This is a genomic window from Henriciella mobilis (assembly GCF_003576285.1).
In the GTDB taxonomy this organism is placed as follows: Bacteria; Pseudomonadota; Alphaproteobacteria; order Caulobacterales; family Hyphomonadaceae; genus Henriciella; species Henriciella mobilis.
The window spans coordinates 798148-816849 of sequence record NZ_QWFX01000005.1 but is presented as its reverse complement, the minus strand read 5'-3'; the positions used below and the strand labels follow the sequence as shown (position 1 = coordinate 816849).

Genomic DNA, 18702 nt, shown 5'->3' with positions numbered 1-18702 from the left:
CCGGGGAAATCCGCCGCCCTCTCATCGCAGCCCAGCAGATGTTTCCGCTTGCGTCGCGCGCCAAAACAGCCGATGGAGGGGGCCTCGACCCTTTCGCCGGACTATCAGGCCTTGTTTGCGGTTGCCCTTTCCAAGGGGTTTGCTGCGCTCTCGACTTAGACGACTCCCAAGAAGTTTCGACCCCCCGACGCGCAATGTCGCGCGTTGTAACGCTTTGCAGGAGTTATTCTATGACCCAAGGCACCGTTAAATTCTTCAACGACCAAAAAGGTTTTGGTTTCATTGCCCCCGACAATGGCGGCGACGACGTGTTCGTGCACGCAAGCGCCCTTGAGCGCTGCGGCATGCGCTCGCTGTCCGATGGCCAGAAGGTGAAATTCACCACCGCCATCGACCCGCGCAAGGGCAAATCGGCTGTCGACCAGATCGAACTGGTCTAGTCTGATACCAGGCCGGGTCCGCCCGGTCCCAACAGATTGAAAGACGCCAGCAGGTGACCTGCTGGCGTTTTTTTGTGGGGATTTGGCGGCAATCTCCGTCTTCTCCCTTCTCCCTGGGGAGAAGGGGCGGGGATGAGGGGGGAACCACATTTCGGCAGGGTGTAGCGTTTCAGCGATACCTGCTCGGCGCATCACGGCAGGCGGCGCATGTGATATCAGGCGCCGCGCCCCCTCACCCCTGCCCCTCTCCCGAGGGAGAGGGGAAAGCGCGCTTAAAGTCCAAGCAGTTCCGTCATCCGACCCCACAAAGTATCCGCACTCATCGCCTCTTCCGAGCTGAACCGGACCACACGCCACCCCATCGCCTCGATCTCACGCTGACGCATGGCATCATGCTGCGCGACCGCTTCACGGTCATGAATCCCCCCATCAACTTCGATGACCAGCTTCGCGCGGAAGATCGCAAAGTCCACGATGTAGGGACCGATGGCGTACTGCCGTTTCACGGGAAAGCCATACGCCCGCAATGCGCGCAAGGTCTGCCACGCCACCTGTTCGGGCGCATTGGCCTGCTGGCGGAGCTTGCGCGCACGATAGGTCTTCGGTTGCCTCGGCATGCAAAACATCATTGGCAGAAGCGCAAGGAAGGCAACTCATTCTTCTCCCTTCTCCCTGGGGAGAAGGGCCGGGGATGAGGGGTAACCATGCTCGTTGTTCGCGGGAAGTTCGCGATAGCACGATGGTCTCGCACACCGAAAACGGCAGACGCTTCCAGCGCCTTGTCGGCAAAACGTCCCCGCCCTCACCCCAACCATAGCCCGACCCCGCCGAGCACCGCAATCAGGGTCCAGGGATAAGGCGCGGGGGTGTGCCAGAGGGCCTTGTTTCCGAAGCTGGCGAGCGTGATGCCGAGCACGGCAAAGCCTGCGCTCGTCAGGGTCGCGATGATGGCGAAGATGTCGCCCGCCGGATGCCAGATGGCGAGCAGGAATTGCGCGGCCATGGCCAGCACGGCCACGGTGCCGACATGCCAGGAGAAATGATGAAGCCAGATCACGTCCTTCGGAAGCCCCGAGCCTTCGAGCGGCTTCAGGACTTTCGGCGCGCCCGCCACTTCATGCGCCAGCGCGCCCAGGACAGAGAGGCCCGCAGCGATCAGGAAGAGGATGTCTGAAAGGCTCATCTGGTGCCCCCTCGCCTTCGTGGTTCGACTTCGCTCACCATGAAGGCGTGAAAGGCTGCGAAGCTAGAGCGGAATATTGTCGTGCTTCTTCCAGGGATTTTCGAGCTTCTTGGTTTTCAGCGTGCGCAGCGCCTTGCAGATGCGCCGGCGGGTTGAGTGGGGCATGATGATGTCATCGATATAGCCCTTTTTCGCCGCCACATAGGGGTTGGCGAAATTGTCCTCATACATCTTGGTGTGCGCGGCAATCTTGTCCGGGTCGCCGATATCCTTGCGGAAGATGATTTCCACCGCGCCCTTCGCGCCCATCACGGCGATCTCGGCAGTCGGCCAGGCATAGTTCATGTCACCGCGCAGGTGCTTGGAGCTCATCACGTCATACGCCCCGCCATAGGCCTTGCGGGTGATCACGGTCACCTTCGGCACGGTCGCCTCGGCATAGGCGAAGAGCAGCTTGGCGCCATGCTTGATGAGGCCGCCATATTCCTGCTTGGTGCCCGGCATGAAGCCCGGCACGTCGACAAAGGTGACGATCGGGATGTTGAAGCAGTCGCAGAAGCGCACGAAACGCGCGGCCTTCCGCGAGCTGTCAATGTCGAGCACGCCCGCCAGCGTCATCGGCTGGTTGGCGACGAAGCCGACCGTGGTGCCTTCCATGCGCCCGAAGCCGCACAGGATGTTGGCGCCGAAATCCGGGCTGATCTCGAAGAAGTCGCCCTCATCGGCGGTCTTCTCGATCAGCTCCTTCATGTCATAGGGCGTGTTCGGATTGGACGGGATGAGCGTGTCGAGGCTCGGTTCCACGCGCTCCGGATCATCGAAGCTCGGCCGCGCGGGCGGCTGCTCGCGGTTCGACAGGGGCAGGAAGTCGACCAGGCGGCGGATCTGGATCAGCGCCTCGATATCGTTCTCGAAGGCGCCGTCGACGACGCCTGACTTCTTGGCATGCACCGACGCGCCGCCGAGGGTCTCGTGGGTGACTTCCTCATTGGTGACCGTCTTCACCACGTCCGGGCCGGTCACATACATGTAGGAGGTGTCCTTCACCATGAAGATGAAGTCGGTCATGGCCGGGGAGTAGACGTCGCCGCCTGCGCACGGGCCCATGATGACGGAAATCTGCGGGATGACGCCGGAGGAGAGCACGTTCTCCATGAAGATGTCGGCATAGCCCGCAAGGCTGTCGACGCCTTCCTGGATGCGCGCGCCGCCCGCATCGAAGATGCCGACCACCGGCGCGCCATTCTTCGCCGCGGCCTTCTGCACCTTCACGATCTTTTCCGACTGCGCCATGGAGAGCGAACCGCCGAAGACGGTGAAGTCCTTGGAGAAGACGTAGACCAGGCGCCCATTAACCGTGCCGTAGCCCGTCACCACACCGTCGCCGGGGATGCGCTGCTCTTCCATGCCGAAATCGTGCGAGCGGTGCTCGACGAACATGTCGGTTTCCTCGAAGCTGCCCTCGTCGAGCAGCATCGTGATGCGTTCGCGCGCGGTCAGCTTGCCCTTGGCATGCTGCTTCTCGATCCGGTCCTTGCCGCCGCCGAGGCGCGCTTCCTCGCGCTTGGCCTCAAGCGCTTCGATGACTTCCTTCATGGCATGGCTCCCATCAGACACGTCTGTACTGGCGAACTTGAAGCGCAGCGGGGCTTCAGACGCAAGAAAAAGGACGGGTTGCCGTTAAGACAACCCGCCCTTCCCTTTCCGTTTTTCCAAAGGCTGTGAAGGCCTAGCTTCCGGCGCGGCGCCCGCCCCTCAACTCGCCGTCATAGTCGCGGACACCGCCGGGGCCGGTGCGCCGGCCGCGATCATCATCGCGGTCGTGGCGGTCCCACCGGTCATGACCACCGCGGTCCCAGTCGCGGCCACGGTTCCAGTCATGATCGTAGCGCCCGCCATGACGGTAGCCGCGATGGCCGGGCTGCGGCAGGCCGCTGATGTCCACGACATTACCGCGGCGGACCGTGCAGCTCACATCGCGCTCGAACTCGCGCCGGCGGCCTTCGAACTCGACATCGTCGAAGCGGATGCGGAAGCCGCGCGGGCCGAGCTGACGGATGCGGAAGTCGTCGTCGATGTCGACGTCGCGAAACCCGGCCCGGTAGCCCTGGCGCTGGATGGCACCAGCGCAACGCTGCAAGGCATCCCGTTTCAGCTGGCGCACTTCCCAGGGCCGCTGGCCCCACTGGTTGGAGCGGTAATAGCGTCCGTTCCGGCCACGCCAGTTGTCATGGCCGACTGATACATAGAAGGACGCGTCACCAACGCTGAGCGACAGGTCGCTCACCGCAGGCCGGTGTCCACGATCCGGGCCATCTGCGAAGGCCGGAGCAGCAAGGAGTGGAGTTGCCGCCAAAGCCAGCGCCGCCACTCGGGGGGTCATGATGCGTTTCATCATGGCTGCAGGAAAACACGGGGCGACGGAACCCGGCATGACCGGCGCGTTCGGCTGGCGTTCACCAAATTTTTCTTTTTGATTCAACGCAGAATGACAAGGATGCCGTTCGAGCACGGATCAATCCGGTGTATGGGACAGCGCCGTCAGCCGATCGAATCATCAAGCCGCGCATAGAACGTCCGCCACGTATAACCGGTCGCGACATGCCGATCGATGCACATCACTTCCCAGGTCTTGTGGGCGACAAAGGAGCAATTGAAGCGAAAGGCGCCGATCGAGACCTCGCGGTACTCGTCGTCCGACAGACAGCAAGCCCCGTCCGTCTGCTCATAAGCCTCATCGAAATAGTCTTCCGACGAGCCGTATTCGACATCGTTCGGCGAGATTGCCGGATCGTCATTCAGGGACAGCCAGACGCGTGACAGGTCTGGCTCATCGTCGAATTCGTCGGCGGATATCTCGAAGCCAAAACTCCGGCTCGAAGGCTGCCAGACCATGGTCATCTCCGATGGCAAACCTTTTGTCTTGGCAAATGGCGCGTCGCCGTCGCGCAGCAGGTTCTCGGCGACCCCCAGGACTGACCAGGTCGAGGAAAAATGGGTCCCGTCTTCCTCTTCATACCAGTCAACGCTGATCAAGGTATCGCGGCGCGTAATCTGAAGCTCATCCATGAAAGCGAGATAGTTGCCGGGCCGGAAATAGGCCTGGAAATCTTCCAGAGACATCACCCCGTATTTGGGCCATTCGCGTTCAGCAGAGACAGTCAGCGGTGTCAGCAGGGCCACAAATACCACAAGGGACAGTCCGCGCCTGATCATTTCCTGTCGCCTCCGCCAGCCAGTTCATCCTTTTCGCAGAGCGTCGAACCAGGCCCCCAGCGCCAGCGCATCGCGCCTGCGCGCGAGCGTAACAGCGGCGGCCTCTTCGTCTTCGCCCCACTGTTCAATCTGCCAGTCTTCATCAATACGCGAAAGGTCAAAAGCAGAGGTTGCATCAATCTCGCCCTGCTCGACCGCCAGCGCGAGGATGGCCGAACCGTAAAGCGCGGTCGACCAGACGAGTGCCGTCAGCCTGAAATCGTCGAGCGACAGCGCATGGTCGCGGGCCGCCTGCATCGACGCCTCGGGCTGCGGCATGGCGATGACGCCTTCGACAGGCAGCAGCATCACCCCAAGCGCACGCCCCGCCCAGTCGCGCAGCGGGCGCCAGTGCTGTTCCTGGCGTTCGCGCAGCTCGCTCGGCCCGTCAGCGAGGTGGCAGACAAGATCGGTGCCGGTGTATTTCGCGACTTCATCGGCGAGTTCGGCCCGCGTGTCCGGCGTGCGGTCGATGGCGACATTGGCAAGCCGGGTCAGCGGCATGGCCGCCGGGTTGATGACCTCGTCCTGTGCGTCCCACTCACTGGCGACGAGCGCTGCAAGCGCTTCGCTCGGCAGGACAAGCGCGGCCTTGGCCGGCGTCTTGACCGGCCGGCCATCAAGCTCAATCCGCCAGCCGCCATCCTGCGCAGACGTGGAGACGGCCTTGTAGAAGCGTTTCGGGAGATCGGGTCTGTTGGGCGGTGTGGCTGGCATGGCCGCTAGTTGCCACGTCATCCGCCCCAAGGAAACGGAAAAGCTGCGTCAGCCTGCGAGGCTGTTCTGCTCGCTGACCGCCTGCACGGTTTCGCCCAAACGGATCATGTCGGTCACCACGCCAGTCTCGCGGTCGACCAGGGCGACCGTCTGGCCGATGCGGATGGTCTTCAGGTGATCGGCCTTCTGGGGCATGGCGAGGGCGGCACGCCATTCCAGGGCCAGGGGATACATGTCATTCGGAAAGGGCTCACCCTTCACGATCCGGCTTTCCAGGGGCGAGGATTCAAAACACAGATCCCTCTGGGAATAACCGACCTCGCACAGCCCGTCTGCGGTGTGGAACCCATGGGTAAAGACGGCCCGGTCCTGCGCGGTGAACTGCTTGGCGAGGGTGGCGCCCGGTGTCGGATTGGAGTGCGCAGCCAGCGCCATCGCGCCCGCGCCAAGGGTTGCCGCGGTCAGCCCCGCGAAGACGTGGTGTATACTCGGTTTCATACATTGCCCCGTTGAGAAAATAGATTGCCGGAACAACGCAGGCGAGTATCTTTCGATCCCTGGAAACTGAAATTTATTTCATAAAAACAACGCAAAAGGCCAGCCCGGTCGGGCTGGCCCATCACACTGCCAGCTGGCAGTGAATCGTGTGTCGCCGTGCTTAGTCGACTTCGTCTTCAACTTCATCAACGGCTTCATCGACTTCTTCGCCGGCCTCTTCGACCGGACCGTCATTGGCGTCACCGCAGGCAGCCAGCGTACCGGTGCCGGCAGCGCCGATGGCGAAAAGAAGGGCGAGCATGGATTTCTTCATGAGGTTTCCCCTTGTTTGAACAAGACTCGCCCAACAAACGTCACGCCGCCGGTTCGGTTCCATGACGGCCGAGGATTTCCTCCGCGAAACGATCCAGGCCCGTATTGAGGCTCGCATAGTCATGGTGGACTTCGTGCGCGCCGGCCGCTTCCAGTTCGTGGGTTTCGCCGAAGCCCCAGCTGACGCCCATGGTGTGAATGCCGGCATTGCGGCCCATGGTGATGTCATGGATCGCATCGCCGATGATCAGCGACTGGTGCGGCTCGCAGCCGAGCACACCCATACACTGTTCGACCATGAAGGGATGCGGCTTGCCGGGGCCGTCATCGGCGCACCAGATGGTATCGAAATACTGTTCCAGCGGATGCATCTCGAAGATGGCGCGGATGCCGCGATGCGACTTGCCGGTCGCCATGGCGATGAGCCAGTTGTCATTGGCAAGGCGTTCGAGCGTCTCCATGGCGCCGTCATAGAGCGGCTCGCGGAAGGTCTCTTCCGCGCGGCGCGCGACAAAGGCCTGCCTGTAGGCTTCGGTGAGCCCCGGCACATCATGATAGTCCGGCGCGAGCGTTCGGACGGCCTCCTCAAGGCCAAGCCCGACAACCTTGCGCGTCGCCTCATAATCCGGCTCGGGCAGGTCACACATGCCGAAGGCCCGGCACATGGCGGTCTGGATCACCTCGCGGCTATCGACGATCGTGCCGTCCATGTCCCAGATGGCGAGTTTGAGAGTCATACCGGTCCCATCCGTCGATTCCCGGCCTAGAGGAACAGCTCCAGCGGGTCCTTGCCTGCCTCTTCCTCGAGGAAGCCGAGCACCTTGAACGTCTCTTTCATGTGGCCCGACAGCGGCGCCTGCAGCAGGAGCGGCTTCTTGTTCGGGCGCGGGATGAGCAGGGCGCGGGCATGCAGGTGCAGGCCAGACGCGACGCCCTGGGGCACTTCGCGGCGGGTGACATACTTGTCGTCGCCGAGGATGGAAGTGCCGAGCTCATGCATGTGGAAGCGCAGCTGGTGCATCCGTCCGGTCTGCGGGCGCAGCGCCACCCAGGCGGCCTTCTGGCCAGCCTGCGAGACGGTGACATAGTCGGTGATGGCGTGGCGGGCGCCCTCGTCATTCTGGGCGGCGTGGACCATGCGTTCGCGCCCTTCCGGCCCCTCGCCCTTGGCCATCCAGCAGCGCACCTGCCCGGCAGGCGGCTTCGGCGCGCCGACCGTGACGGCCCAGTAGACCTTCTCCATGTCGCGGGAGCGGAACAGCTCGCCAAGGCGCGCGGCAGCGGCCGGATGGCGGGCGATGAGCAAGAGGCCCGAGGTCTCCTTGTCCAGCCGGTGGACGAGTTTCGGGCGGTATTCACCGTCCGAGAGGATGTCGAGCATGCCATCGATGTGGCGCCCGCCCTGCTTGGTGCCGCCCTGGACGGCGATACCGGCCGGCTTGTTCAGGGCGAACATGTCGTCATCCTGGTAGATGACCATCTCGCGCATGAACTGCTCGTCCCGGGAGGAGGCCTTGCCGGGCTTGTAGGCTTTCTTCTCTTCGGCGGTCTGCTGATGGATCGGCGGCAGGCGCACCACCATGCCGGCCTCAAGCCGCGTATTCGCCTTGGCGCGCGAGCCGTCGACGCGGATCTGGCCGGAGCGCAGCAGCTTTTCGAGCTGGCCCTGCGTCACCGGCAGGCGGCGCTTGACCCAGCGGTCGAGGCGCACGCCCTCTTCCTTGGGGCTGACGGTTTCGTTGATGACTTGCTGGTTCATGCGAGTACCTTGCGCATGATGATCATGCCTGCAAGGACCAGCGCGAGGCCTAGCAGGACCGACAGACCCGCATAGGCGATGGCGCGTGTCCACTCATCCTTCTGGACGAATTGCGCGATCTCCAGCGAGAAGGCCGAAAAGGTGGTGAAGCCGCCGAGCAGGCCGGTCGCCAGGAAGAGGCGCGTACCCTGCCCGCCGCCAAGCGCCTCACCGCGAAAGGCCAGGAAGCCGATCAGCAGGCCCATCAGCAGGCTGCCGAGCAGGTTGACGAAGAAGGTCGCCCATGGCCAGCCCGACAGGCCAAGGCGCACAGCCGCGAGCCCCGCGCCATGCCGCAGGCTCGCGCCGATCGCGCCGCCAAGGGCCACATAGAGAAAACCGTTCATGGCCGGGCTTTTACGGCGATTGGGCATGAAATGACAGATCGGGCGCACAGCTTTTCAGGCATGAGAGTTTGTTGTGCTTAGAAACTGCGGCCAATCACGGCACATAGACCAACCCCGGCGCGACATAATAGACGGCGGACCGCTCGCGAACCTTGAGATGGAACACTAGGTCGCTCGTCTCGCCTTCGGCTGTCGACAGGTCAACGAGAAGGTCCCAGTGCCCACCTTGCCAAACGTAAACCGACGAAAGCCAAGCCCGTGCGTTTAGCGCGCCAATAGTGTCTGGGTACGCCGCGATGCTTTTGCGATTGAAATCGAGGTCAGCGGTATCAATCGGATCCAGCACCATTTGCTGGCACACGCCTGCGAGCTCAGATTGGAAGACCAAAGCGTCTGCCAACCGCTTCAAGTCCGGGCGCCACGCTTCGGGAACGGGCAATTCGCGGCCCTCGGTCTTCTCGATCGGAAAACGGCTCATGATATCGCTGTAAGTCCTTGAACTGAGTCAGATCAAGCCCAAGCGATTTAAGCGTGCGAAGAAACGCTGACGCGGCGTCGCGTCTTGCCAGATCGGGCGGCGCGGGTAGGCTTTGCGGGTCAGTGCCCATGAAGAGGCATGGCGGGAGGAAAGCATGGCCTATGACCTGATCATTGTGGGCGGCGGCATTGGCGGCTCAGCGTTGGCAGCCACCATGGCGAAGGCGGGACAATCGGTCCTGCTGCTCGAGAAATCCACCGAATATGAAGACCGCGTGCGCGGGGAATGGATCGCGCCCTGGGGCGTCGCAGAGACGAAACGCCTCGGCCTCTATGACCTGCTGAAAGGCGCGGGCGGGCATCACATCACCAGCCATGTCACCTATGATGAGAGCTATGATCCGGATCTCGCCGAACAGACCGCCCTGCCGCTCGGCATCTTCGCAGAGGGCGTGCCGGGGCCGCTGACCATCGGCCATCCGCATCACTGCCAGACCCTGTTCGACGAGGCTGTTCGTGCCGGCGCGACGGCGCTGCGCGGCGTGACCGTCACCGATGTGAACCTCGGCGCGTCGCCGTCAGTGACCTATGAGGTGGATGGCGAGGCTCACACCGCGTCCGCGCCGCTGGTTGTCGGCGCGGAGGGCCGCCAGTCTCTCGTTCGCAAGGAGGCCGGCATCCCGCTGCACCAGGACAAGCCGCATCACTGGTTTGCCGGGCTGCTGGTCGAGGGCGTCGATGGCTGGGAAGATACCCGCCAGGCCATCGGGACCGAGGGCAATTTCGGCTTTCTCGCCTTCCCGCAGGGCGGCGACAGGGTGCGCGTCTATGGCGGCTATGCCCTCGACGAGAAAGGCCGGTTTGCCGGTGAGGATGGCGCGCGCAAATTCCTCGACGCCTTCCGCATGCGCTCGGCCCCCGCCAATGAGGCGCTGGCCGCCGGCAAGCCCGCAGGCCCCCTCTTCTCCTATTTCAACAATGACAGCTGGACAGATGAGCCCTTCGCCGAAGGCTGCGTGCTGATCGGCGATGCGGCAGGCTGGAACGATCCGATCAACGGGCTTGGCCTGTCCATCACCTATCGCGATGTGCGCATCGTCTCCGACATCCTGAAGGCGACAGCTGGGGGCGCCGCGCCGGACTTCTCTTCCTATGCCGAGGAACGCACTGAGCGGATGCGCCGGCTTCGCTTTGCCGGCCAGCTTCAGGCCGCGCTCGACATGGAATTCAGCGAGGACGCCCGCGCGCGCCGGCGCTCCTATCATGAACGCCGGGCCGCCGACCCGGCGCTTGGCCTGCACGGCTTTGCCATCATGGGCGGACCGGAAAGCGTGCCCGCCGAAATCTTCACAGAGGCCCACAGGGAAAAGGTGCTGAACGGATGAGCCCGATGGATATCGAACGCTTCAATGCGGACTGGCTGCAGGCCTGGACGGACAAGGATGTCGACCGCCTCGTCGCCTTCTACAGCCCGAACACGGTCTACAAGGACCCGCAGACTGCGCATGGCCTGACGGGCCGGGAGGCGCTGCGCGGCTATCTGGAGACGCTGTTCGGATCGACACCGCCCATGGTCTACACGCCGGATACGACCTGGCACATCGATGGCGGCTTCTGCGGGCGCTGGACCTGCGATATCGGCGAGGGCGGCAAGGAGGGCCGGATCCGCGGCTTCGACCTTGTCCTGCTGGAGCACGGCCTCATCGCCCACAATGAAGTCTACGTCCACTCGCTGACGGACGCTTCATGATGCCCGACATACGTGACTGGAAGGCGATCGACGCAGACTGGCTGACAGGGGCGCTGGCCGCTGGCGGCATCGATGCGAAAGTGCGCGCTTTCGAGGCCGGCAAGGTCGGTACCGGACAGATTGGCGACTGCGTGCGCTTCAAGCTCGACTATGAGCACGCCGCCCCCGGCGCGCCCAGGACCCTTGTCGGCAAGTTTCCCGCCGAAGGACAGGAGAGCCGCGCCGCCGGTATCCAGCTCGGCAACTACCACCGCGAGGTGAAATTCTACCAGCTGCTCCAGCCGGATGCCCGCATCACCACACCGCCCTGCTACTTCACCGATGTGAATGAGGAGACCCACGACTTCGTGCTGCTGATGGGGGACCTCGCCCCAGCTGAACAGGGCGACCAGCTGGCTGGTGTCACGCTGGACCAGGCAAGGCTGGTCGTGAAGGAAGCGGCAAAGCTCCACTCGGCCTTCTGGAATGATGACAGGCTGGACGACTATGCCTGGGTGATGAACACGAAGAACGCGCCCAATCCGCTCGATCCCGACATGATCGCCGCGCTCTGGCAGGGCTTCAAGGCACGCTATGGCGACCGTGTCAGCCCGGAAGCGGCAAGGATCGGCGATGCGATGAGCCGCAACCTCGATGCGCAGACCACCTTCCGCGATGGCTCACGCAGCCTGATCCATTCAGATTTCCGACCGGACAACATGCTGTTCAACCCGGCAAGCGAAGACCGGCCCGTGACGGTGGTGGACTGGCAGAGCTTCGGCTACGGGCCGGCGGGTGCCGATGTCGGCTACTTCATTTCCGGCGCAATCGACCCCGAGACGCGGCGAAGGAATGAGGCCGCCCTGATCGACCTCTACCTGGCGGAAATGGACCGGCTCGGCGCATCGGATTATGCCCGCGAAGAATTCACCCGCCACTACATCGCGGGCGCCTTCCAGCACTTCTTCACCGCCTTCTTCGCGGCCATGCTGGTCACCCAGACAGCGCGCGGCGACGACATGTTCTTCCGCATGCTCAACGGGGCGGTCGATCTGATCTCCGATCACGACGCGCTCGACTGGTACGATTAGGTTTTCGGGAAACCAGGCTTTCCATCTGGCGTTGGTGACATAGCTGCAAGGCTAGCCCCAACCCATGCCAGAAAGGTAAAGCCCATGACGGACCACCTCTTCCGCTCCGCCCTCCTCTCAACCTCCATTGTCGCCATGACGGCCTGCGCCACTGCGCAGCAACAGGACCCGGCCAATGAGACCATGCCGGTCACCGGAACCGAAGGCACGGCGCTGACCGCCGAGGTGCTTGAAACCTTCGACGGCGCCTGGGCCATGGCCTTCCTGCCGGATGGCCGCGCGCTGGTGACGGAGCAGGATGGCGATCTCTGGCTGCTCGGCACCGACGGCGCGAAACTTGGCGAGATTTCCAATGTCCCCGCGGTCGAGATGCGCGGACAGGGCGGCCTTGGCGACATTATCGTCCACCCGGACTTTGCCACCAACAGCACCGTCTTCATTTCCTATGTCGAGCGCGACGCGCAGGACGACACGCTGAGCGGCGCTGTCGTCGACAAGGCCACCCTCTCGCTCACAGCCGATGGCGGAAGCCTGTCGGACATCACCCGTATCTGGGAACAGTCCAACAAGGTGACCGGCAATGGCCATTACAGCCACCGCCTCGCCATCGCGCCGGATGGCAATCTCATCATCACCTCGGGCGAGCGCCAGCACTTCAGCCCGGCGCAGAACATGGACATGAACCTCGGCAAGATCATCCGCGTCACAACCGATGGCGCACCGCTGGAGGACAACCCGTTCTATGGCAATGGCGGCGTCGCCGACACGATCTGGTCGCTTGGCCACCGCAACATGCTGGGCGTCGCCTTCGATGCTGATGGCCAGCTCTGGGCGCATGAGATGGGCCCGAAGAATGGCGACGAGCTCAATCGCATCGTCCGGGGCGAGAATTACGGCTACCCCATCGTCTCGGAAGGTGAGCACTATAATGGCAAGCAGTTCTTCGGCAGCCATGAAGACTATCCGATCTATGAGAACCCGGCCCTGTCCTGGACGCCGGTGATCAGCCCGGCGGGCCTGATCATCTATGATGGCGAGATGTTTGCCGACTGGCAGGGCGACGCCTTCATCGGCGGGCTGTCCTCAAGAGCGCTGGTGCGGGTCGAGTTCCAGCAGACCCCGCTCGACAATATGGGCTCCGGCGGCACCTCTTCCACCATGGAGACCACCGCGACCGAGGCCGAGCGCTATGAATGGGGCAAGCGGATCCGCGAGGTCGAGCAGGGCCCGGACGGCGCGATCTATGTACTTGAGGATGATCCGGGCGGCCGGCTCATCAAGCTGACGCCCGCCGCGGCAAGCGACAGCTAGAAAGCGAGCCCGAGTGCCGCCGCCTGCTGGAGAAAATCCTCAGGCGGCGGCGCTTCCAGCACCATCGGCTCGCCATCCGGATGGGTGATTTCCAGCCGGTTGGCGTGCAGCATCAGGCGCGGGGCGGAGAGCTTGCCGCTGCCGTAGATGCGGTCGCCGAGGATCGGGCAGCCAAGCGCGGCAAGATGCGCGCGGATCTGGTGCATGCGGCCCGTGACGGGACTTGCCTCGATGAGCGCATGCACACCCGCCCGCGCGCGAATGCGCCAGCCGGTCTCAGCCTCGAGCGCGCCTTTCTGGCCAGCCTCAGCCGGGACCATCTTCTCGCGCCCGCCTCGGTCGGAGGGGACCTTGCGCAGCGGGGTATCGATGGTTCCCTCATCAGCGTCCGGCAGCTGGCCGGAGACCAGCGCCAGATAGGTCTTCTTCGCGCGGCGTTTCGCAAACTGCTCTGACAGGTGTGCGGCGGCCGGCTGGGTCCGCGCGACGACCAGCACGCCCGAGGTGCCGCTATCGATGCGGTGAACCAGGCGCGGGCGCTTGCCATTGGACTTGGCGAATGCCCAGAGCAGGAAGTCGACCGACTGGCCGCGCCCGCCCGCCGTCTGCACCGCAAGGCCCGGCGGCTTGTTGAAGACGAGCACCTTGTCATCCTCGTGCATCAGCAGCGAGCGGATGAAGGCAGCGTCTTCGGGCTTGATGTTGGGGACAGGCCGGTTGCGGGTCATCGCCCGCGCTCTTAGCGGCTCGGCCTGCGCTCGGCAATGCGCCCGTCGCGGCACAGAAAAAGGGCGGCCCGAAAGCCGCCCTTCCCCGATTTGCTTTTCAAGGCGGGTTGCAGACTAGAAGTCCACCGTCGCGCCGAGGAAGATGTAACGGCCCATCGCGTCATAGACTTGCGGATAGGTGTTGCCGTTGCCCGGCGCCGTACCGACGACGGAGGACAGCGGCGGATCTTCGTCGGTGACGTTGTTCACACCAGCGCGCAGCGAGACGTTTTCAAGCGCCTGATAACGACCTGCGAGGTCGAAATAGTTCTGCGCATCCAGCGTGCCGTTGATGCCGCCACCATTGGTGCCGTCCAGCGTCACCTCGTCATAGTAGCGCCACGTGCCGGTCAGCGACCAGACTTGCTGACCCCAGGTCACGCTCGCCTTGTGACGCCATTCCGGGTTGGCACCCGAACCGAAGTTGGACTGGCAGCGGCCGCCATAGAAGCCGGCACAGTCGAACACACCGCCGACGCTCGCATCCGGAAGCGGCTGCACTTCCAGGCTTTCGAGCCATGTCCCGACAAAGTCGAAGTCGAAGACGCCGATTTCGCCAGCGTCATAGACATAGTTGGCGAGGACATCGACACCGCTGGTCGAGATCTGACCGGTGTTGATGTTCGTGGCCGTGATGAAGCCGGTGGGGTTCGCCCAGAGCGTGCCGCCATTGCCGCGATTGACCAGCGAGCAGAAGAAGGCATCACCCGACAGGGCACACGTATCGAGCGCGAGCTCCTGCGGCACCGTGTTGATGTAGTCCTCGACCGTGATGTCGAAATAGTCGACTGAAACGGTCAGCCCGTCGATCATCGTCGGCGTGGCGACGAAGCCGAACGTGTAGGTGTCCGAGGATTCCGGCTCGAGATCCGGATTACCGCCCGTCAGCGTGTTGAACTGGCCAGCCGGGTTGTCGGCAATGCTGCCATACTGGTCAGCCGTCACACCCGTATTGGCACATTGCGCCTGGGTGTATTCCGGGCTGGTGCCAGCACAGGGATCGTAGATGCCGGCATCATTGGCCGTCAGGTCGAACAGGCCGATGCCCTGCGGGTCGAACAGCTCGAAGACGTTCGCGGCGCGAACGGCCCGCTGATAGGAGGCGCGGAACCGGATGTCCGAAGTCGGCGCATAGTCGAGGCCAACCTTGTAGGAATCGCTGTCCACCTCGTCATAGAACGACTTGCGGTAGGCCAGGTCGAAACCGAGCGTCTCGATGCCCGGACGGTCCTGGATGAGCGGCACGTTGAGCTCGCCGAACACGTCGACGACATTCTGGGCGCCGCTGATCGGATTGGTCGGGCCGCCCTGGCCGGCACCGTCGCCGGACTGGAAGGCCACGTCCGGATTGGAGTCCAGCGTATCGCGGCGATACTCGGCACCAAGCGCGAAGCCAGGCGCGTCCATGGCCATCGGGCTCTGGATACCCCAGTCACCCATGGAGCCGAACAGACGGGCATTGATGATCGTCTGCGTCGTCTCGCCATCGCGGTTCAGCGGGCTGACAATGTAGTTCACAGCCGCCGGATCCGGAGCGTTGCCGGAGAAGATGTCGTACGGCACGCATGCAGCGTCATCGTTCGTCGGATCGTCGTCGGCATTGACCGAGCAGACGATGTCGCCGGCATCGTTCTCGACCGCGAACAGGGCCTTCTGGATGCGCGAGATGGAGAGGTCGTTATTGTAGACCTCGGACCGGTGGACGTTGGCGAAGCTCGCGGAGACGTCGTAGCCGATGCTCGTGCCTTCCAGGTCACCCCGGATGCCCATGACGCCGCGCCACGTGGTGTGACGGATGTCATTGTTACGCGGACCGCCTTCGACATTGCGGCGCAGGTTTAGGATCGGCGCGATGCCGTCCGGCCCGAGCGCCATCTGGTCCGGCAGGTTGTCCTGGTCCGGATAGAAGGTGTCGTCATCCTCGGCGAGGACATTGCCGCTCATGTCGATCAGCTCGCCATCGGCATTGCGGCGGCGATTGATGGTGTCATCCGCGATCTCGCCGCACAGATACTGGACCTGCTGGGCCGACAGAAACGGATTGTTGCAGTTCACACCGCCACTGGAGCCATTCACACCAAGGCCGAACACACCGGATGGGGCGATCTGCGAATTGGTGCGGTTATCCATGAACATCAGCTCGGTATAGGCCTCGATGTTCTCGGTGATGTCATACCGGCCGAACGCGCCGAAATTGTAACGCTCGTTCGGACGCTGATAGTGGTTGAACGGGTTGAAGTTGAACGTGTCGCTCGTGAAGTTCCGCGGGATGAACTGGCCCGAACCGTCCGGATCGACACGGCCCCAGATCGCCGGGGCGGTATATTCCTCGCCCAGCGTGTTGGCCGCTACCGCGCCCGGAATGGCGTAGGAGCCATCGGTGTCCAGCAGGTTCGTGAACTGGTTGGTGGACGAACCGGAACAGGTGAACTCGGTGCCCTCATTGCGGGTGCCGAGCGCGCATTGTGCGTAGTCGCGGTCGCCCTGCAGGACTTCATTGGTATTCTGATAGCCGGCGAAGGCCATGAGGTGGCCACGGCCATTGTCGAACTCGCCGCCCATCATGGCGGTGATGTCAACGGCTTCGCCGTCAATCGTGCTGCCCGACGGAACCCGGTATTGCGACGGGTTGATGGCCGCGAATTCCTTCAGCAGGCCCTGCAGCTCGCCATCATTATTGTGCTGGTAGAACGAGTAATTGGAATCGATCCGCACGCCCTCGAATTCGTCGTTGAGGACGAAGTTCACAACGCCCGATACGGCGTCAGACCCGTATGTAGCCGACGCGCCGCCGGTGAGAATGTCGACGCGCTTGACCAGCTGCGAGGGAATGAAATTGATATCGGCGGCCGGCGTGTTCAGCGAGCCATATGGCAGGCGGCGGCCATTCATCAGGACCAGCGTCCGCTCAGAGCCGAGCCCGCGCAGGTTCACCGATGCGGTGCCGGTCGCGCCATTGGCCAGGTTCGACCCCTGAGCGCCGAATGCCTGCGGCAATGTGTTGATGATGTCCTCGGCGCGAAGGGCGCCGCGAATGTCGAAATCCTCGGCGCCGATTTCCGTCACCGGGCTGGTTTCAACGAGGTTCCCCGTCTGGGGAATGAGCGAGCCGGTAACGACAATCGTTTCCTGGCGGGAGACGGCTTCTTCGGCTTGGCCCGCACCGTCATCAACCCGCTCGACATCGTCCTGCGCCACGGCCGTGGCGGGAAGAAGAAAGCCTGCTGCGCCGGCAATAATTGCCGTCGAAAGCAGTCTATTTCTGAATTTTCCTGTCTGCAATTTTTTGCTCCAAATGTAAGATTGTCCGATCCCCCCTTTCGGCGCCCGCAATCTTAGCGAGTGTTCACGAAGCTATGGAAAGGGCCATCTGGCGGTCAATGAAGATTGTTGCCAGGCGAACAATCGGAATAGTGGTGTTGCACGATAGTCGCACAATCGGATGTGACTTCCGTAATAACTATTGGAGATCTGAAGGCTTTAGCATCCTCATTGAGGGCCAGTTGGGGCAGAATTTCTTGAGGGATTCCATCATTCTATGCGGCAGCATCGCTTTTGCGCCACAAATGTAGAATTCGCAAAAAATCTACCTTAACGCGGGTTAATCTTTGCGAAGAGGGCGCAGGAGAAAGTATCCCCGATTTCCAGGAAATCGGGGAATTATATTCCTCATGCTTTTTCTGAATTAGACAGACAGCGCGCTCGCGATGACGACGCCGACGCTGAGAATGGACACGGCAAACAGCCAGAAGATGCTGAGGACAAGCATCCGCAGGAAACTCGTGACGATGCCCGTCCGGTAGGCCCCACGCAGGCTGAGCGTCACATAGACCGGCACGGCGATCGTGAACAGGACACCGGCCAGCCCGGGATTGGCGAGCCAGCCGATGAGGATGGCGAAGGTCGCGGCAAGATACATCCAGGAATGCAGGTTCAGGGCGTGAATGGCGTGGTCGTAGACGAACACCTTCCGCCGCCAGAAATACATCAGGGACATGGCCAGCATGGTGAACGGGACCAGCAGCAGGCTGAGCCGCGGCAGCCAGGTCTCGATGGCCGAGACGAACAGGCGCGGATTGTCGATGATCCGCTGGACGCGTTCCTCGATTTCGGGATTTTCACCGACCGTGTCAGGCATCTCGGGCGGCGTTGCCGCCTCATCCGGCGACGGGGTATCGGGGCCGGGCGCGGTATCCTCAACGGCGGGGTCAGCATCAACGATCTCGTCTTCCGCGCCGACCCTCTCAAGGAATTCGCGCATGCGCGCTTCGTCGAATTCCCCATCGGGCCCGACGAAGGCTTCCCGCAACTCCTGCATCTCTTCGGCGTTGAGCTGCTGGCCGTCGACATTCACATCGGAGAAATTCAGCCAGTTGGCACTTCCGACAAAGGCAAAGACAACGAAGTAGAAGATCAGGCTGGACAGGAGGAACAGCCTGAAGGGCGGCATGTACCGGGCGCGCTTGCCCTCGGTGTAGCGGCGCGTCAGCACGCCGGGCCGGAAGAGCAGCAAGGGCAAGGTCCGCGCGATCCGCCCGTCGAGGGCGAAACTGTCGGAAATGCTCTCGGTCACGAGCGAGAAGAAGGGGCGGTGATAACTGGCCGCGAGCTGGCCGCAGCGCGAGCAATACCGCTCCTCGACCATCTCGCCGCAATTGCGACAGGGCTGACCGGACAGGTCGGCCTTGCCGCCTGTCCTGACCGCCCCCAGCGATGCGGCGCCTGCCGCCTCCAGTTCTGTACTCATCGCCCTCTCCCCTCGATGAGCCAGCGAGCG

At 62.9% G+C, this 18702-nt stretch carries 20 protein-coding genes; 5 read left to right on the top strand and 15 right to left on the bottom strand.

Annotation, left to right across the window (positions count from 1 at the left end; translation table 11 throughout):
- Window positions 1-230 precede the first annotated feature (230 nt).
- Window positions 231-440, top strand: coding sequence for a cold-shock protein (locus tag D1223_RS03850; protein ID WP_119375068.1), 210 nt, complete (start codon window positions 231-233; stop codon window positions 438-440).
- A 272-nt stretch (window positions 441-712) separates the two neighbouring features.
- Here D1223_RS03850 and D1223_RS03845 read toward each other — a convergent pair whose 3' ends face one another.
- The 12 genes from D1223_RS03845 to D1223_RS03795 all read right to left on the bottom strand — a co-directional run bounded on the left by D1223_RS03845 (window position 713) and on the right by D1223_RS03795 (window position 9028).
- The gene (locus D1223_RS03845) at window positions 713-1057 is read right to left on the bottom strand and encodes an endonuclease domain-containing protein (RefSeq protein ID WP_158588391.1); all 345 of its coding nucleotides are present in this window, start codon (window positions 1055-1057) and stop codon (window positions 713-715) included.
- A 185-nt stretch (window positions 1058-1242) separates the two neighbouring features.
- On the bottom strand, window positions 1243-1623 hold the full coding sequence (locus D1223_RS03840) for a hypothetical protein (protein ID WP_119375066.1): 381 nt from the start codon (window positions 1621-1623) through the stop codon (window positions 1243-1245).
- A 63-nt stretch (window positions 1624-1686) separates the two neighbouring features.
- Window positions 1687-3219, bottom strand: a complete 1533-nt coding sequence (locus D1223_RS03835) for an acyl-CoA carboxylase subunit beta (RefSeq protein WP_119375065.1) — start codon at window positions 3217-3219, stop codon at window positions 1687-1689.
- Between the two features lie 133 nt (window positions 3220-3352).
- The gene (locus tag D1223_RS03830; protein ID WP_147372663.1) at window positions 3353-4006 is read right to left on the bottom strand and encodes a hypothetical protein; all 654 of its coding nucleotides are present in this window, start codon (window positions 4004-4006) and stop codon (window positions 3353-3355) included.
- A gap of 158 nt (window positions 4007-4164) precedes the next feature.
- On the bottom strand, window positions 4165-4839 hold the full coding sequence (locus D1223_RS03825; RefSeq protein WP_119375063.1) for a hypothetical protein: 675 nt from the start codon (window positions 4837-4839) through the stop codon (window positions 4165-4167).
- 24 nt (window positions 4840-4863) lie between these two features.
- A complete protein-coding gene (locus D1223_RS03820; protein ID WP_233353023.1) occupies window positions 4864-5616 on the bottom strand; it encodes an ATP12 family chaperone protein in 753 nt (250 codons plus the stop codon).
- Window positions 5617-5643: 27 nt separating this feature from the next.
- A complete protein-coding gene (locus D1223_RS03815; protein ID WP_119375061.1) occupies window positions 5644-6093 on the bottom strand; it encodes a hypothetical protein in 450 nt (149 codons plus the stop codon).
- Between the two features lie 160 nt (window positions 6094-6253).
- On the bottom strand, window positions 6254-6406 hold the full coding sequence (locus D1223_RS18910; RefSeq protein WP_199288186.1) for a hypothetical protein: 153 nt from the start codon (window positions 6404-6406) through the stop codon (window positions 6254-6256).
- Between the two features lie 40 nt (window positions 6407-6446).
- A complete protein-coding gene (locus D1223_RS03810) occupies window positions 6447-7142 on the bottom strand; it encodes an HAD-IA family hydrolase (protein WP_119375060.1) in 696 nt (231 codons plus the stop codon).
- Between the two features lie 26 nt (window positions 7143-7168).
- Window positions 7169-8164, bottom strand: a complete 996-nt coding sequence (locus tag D1223_RS03805) for an RluA family pseudouridine synthase (RefSeq protein ID WP_119375059.1) — start codon at window positions 8162-8164, stop codon at window positions 7169-7171.
- Window positions 8161-8550 (bottom strand): fluoride efflux transporter FluC, encoded by a 390-nt coding sequence (locus tag D1223_RS03800; RefSeq protein WP_119375269.1) that lies wholly within the window; start codon window positions 8548-8550, stop codon window positions 8161-8163. The genes D1223_RS03805 and D1223_RS03800 overlap by 4 nt, the downstream gene beginning before the upstream one ends.
- Window positions 8551-8644: 94 nt before the next feature.
- Entirely contained in the window at window positions 8645-9028 is a 384-nt protein-coding gene (locus D1223_RS03795) for a DUF7668 domain-containing protein (protein ID WP_119375058.1), read from the bottom strand.
- A 154-nt stretch (window positions 9029-9182) separates the two neighbouring features.
- Between D1223_RS03795 and D1223_RS03790 the strand changes: the two genes are divergently transcribed.
- The 4 genes from D1223_RS03790 (at window position 9183) to D1223_RS03775 (ending at window position 13158) form a co-directional block, all read left to right on the top strand.
- Window positions 9183-10412, top strand: coding sequence for an FAD-dependent oxidoreductase (locus D1223_RS03790; RefSeq protein ID WP_119375057.1), 1230 nt, complete (start codon window positions 9183-9185; stop codon window positions 10410-10412).
- Entirely contained in the window at window positions 10409-10777 is a 369-nt protein-coding gene (locus tag D1223_RS03785) for a nuclear transport factor 2 family protein (RefSeq protein ID WP_233353022.1), read from the top strand. Before D1223_RS03790 ends, D1223_RS03785 begins: the two co-directional genes overlap by 4 nt.
- Window positions 10774-11847 carry a phosphotransferase family protein gene (locus tag D1223_RS03780; RefSeq protein ID WP_119375056.1) on the top strand — a complete coding sequence of 358 codons (1074 nt, stop codon included), beginning with the start codon at window positions 10774-10776 and terminating at the stop codon, window positions 11845-11847. Before D1223_RS03785 ends, D1223_RS03780 begins: the two co-directional genes overlap by 4 nt.
- 84 nt (window positions 11848-11931) lie before the next feature.
- Window positions 11932-13158, top strand: a complete 1227-nt coding sequence (locus D1223_RS03775) for a PQQ-dependent sugar dehydrogenase (RefSeq protein ID WP_119375055.1) — start codon at window positions 11932-11934, stop codon at window positions 13156-13158.
- Here the strand turns inward: D1223_RS03775 and D1223_RS03770 are convergent.
- The 3 genes from D1223_RS03770 to D1223_RS03755 form a co-directional block, all read right to left on the bottom strand.
- Window positions 13155-13886, bottom strand: coding sequence for an RluA family pseudouridine synthase (locus D1223_RS03770; RefSeq protein ID WP_119375054.1), 732 nt, complete (start codon window positions 13884-13886; stop codon window positions 13155-13157). The two genes, D1223_RS03775 and D1223_RS03770, sit on opposite strands and share 4 nt — an antisense overlap.
- A gap of 114 nt (window positions 13887-14000) precedes the next feature.
- A complete protein-coding gene (locus tag D1223_RS03765; protein ID WP_158588390.1) occupies window positions 14001-17207 on the bottom strand; it encodes a TonB-dependent receptor domain-containing protein in 3207 nt (1068 codons plus the stop codon).
- A 403-nt stretch (window positions 17208-17610) separates the two neighbouring features.
- Window positions 17611-18672: a DUF3667 domain-containing protein gene (locus D1223_RS03755; protein ID WP_119375051.1), complete on the bottom strand. Its 1062-nt coding sequence runs from the start codon at window positions 18670-18672 to the stop codon at window positions 17611-17613.
- Window positions 18673-18702 lie beyond the last annotated feature (30 nt).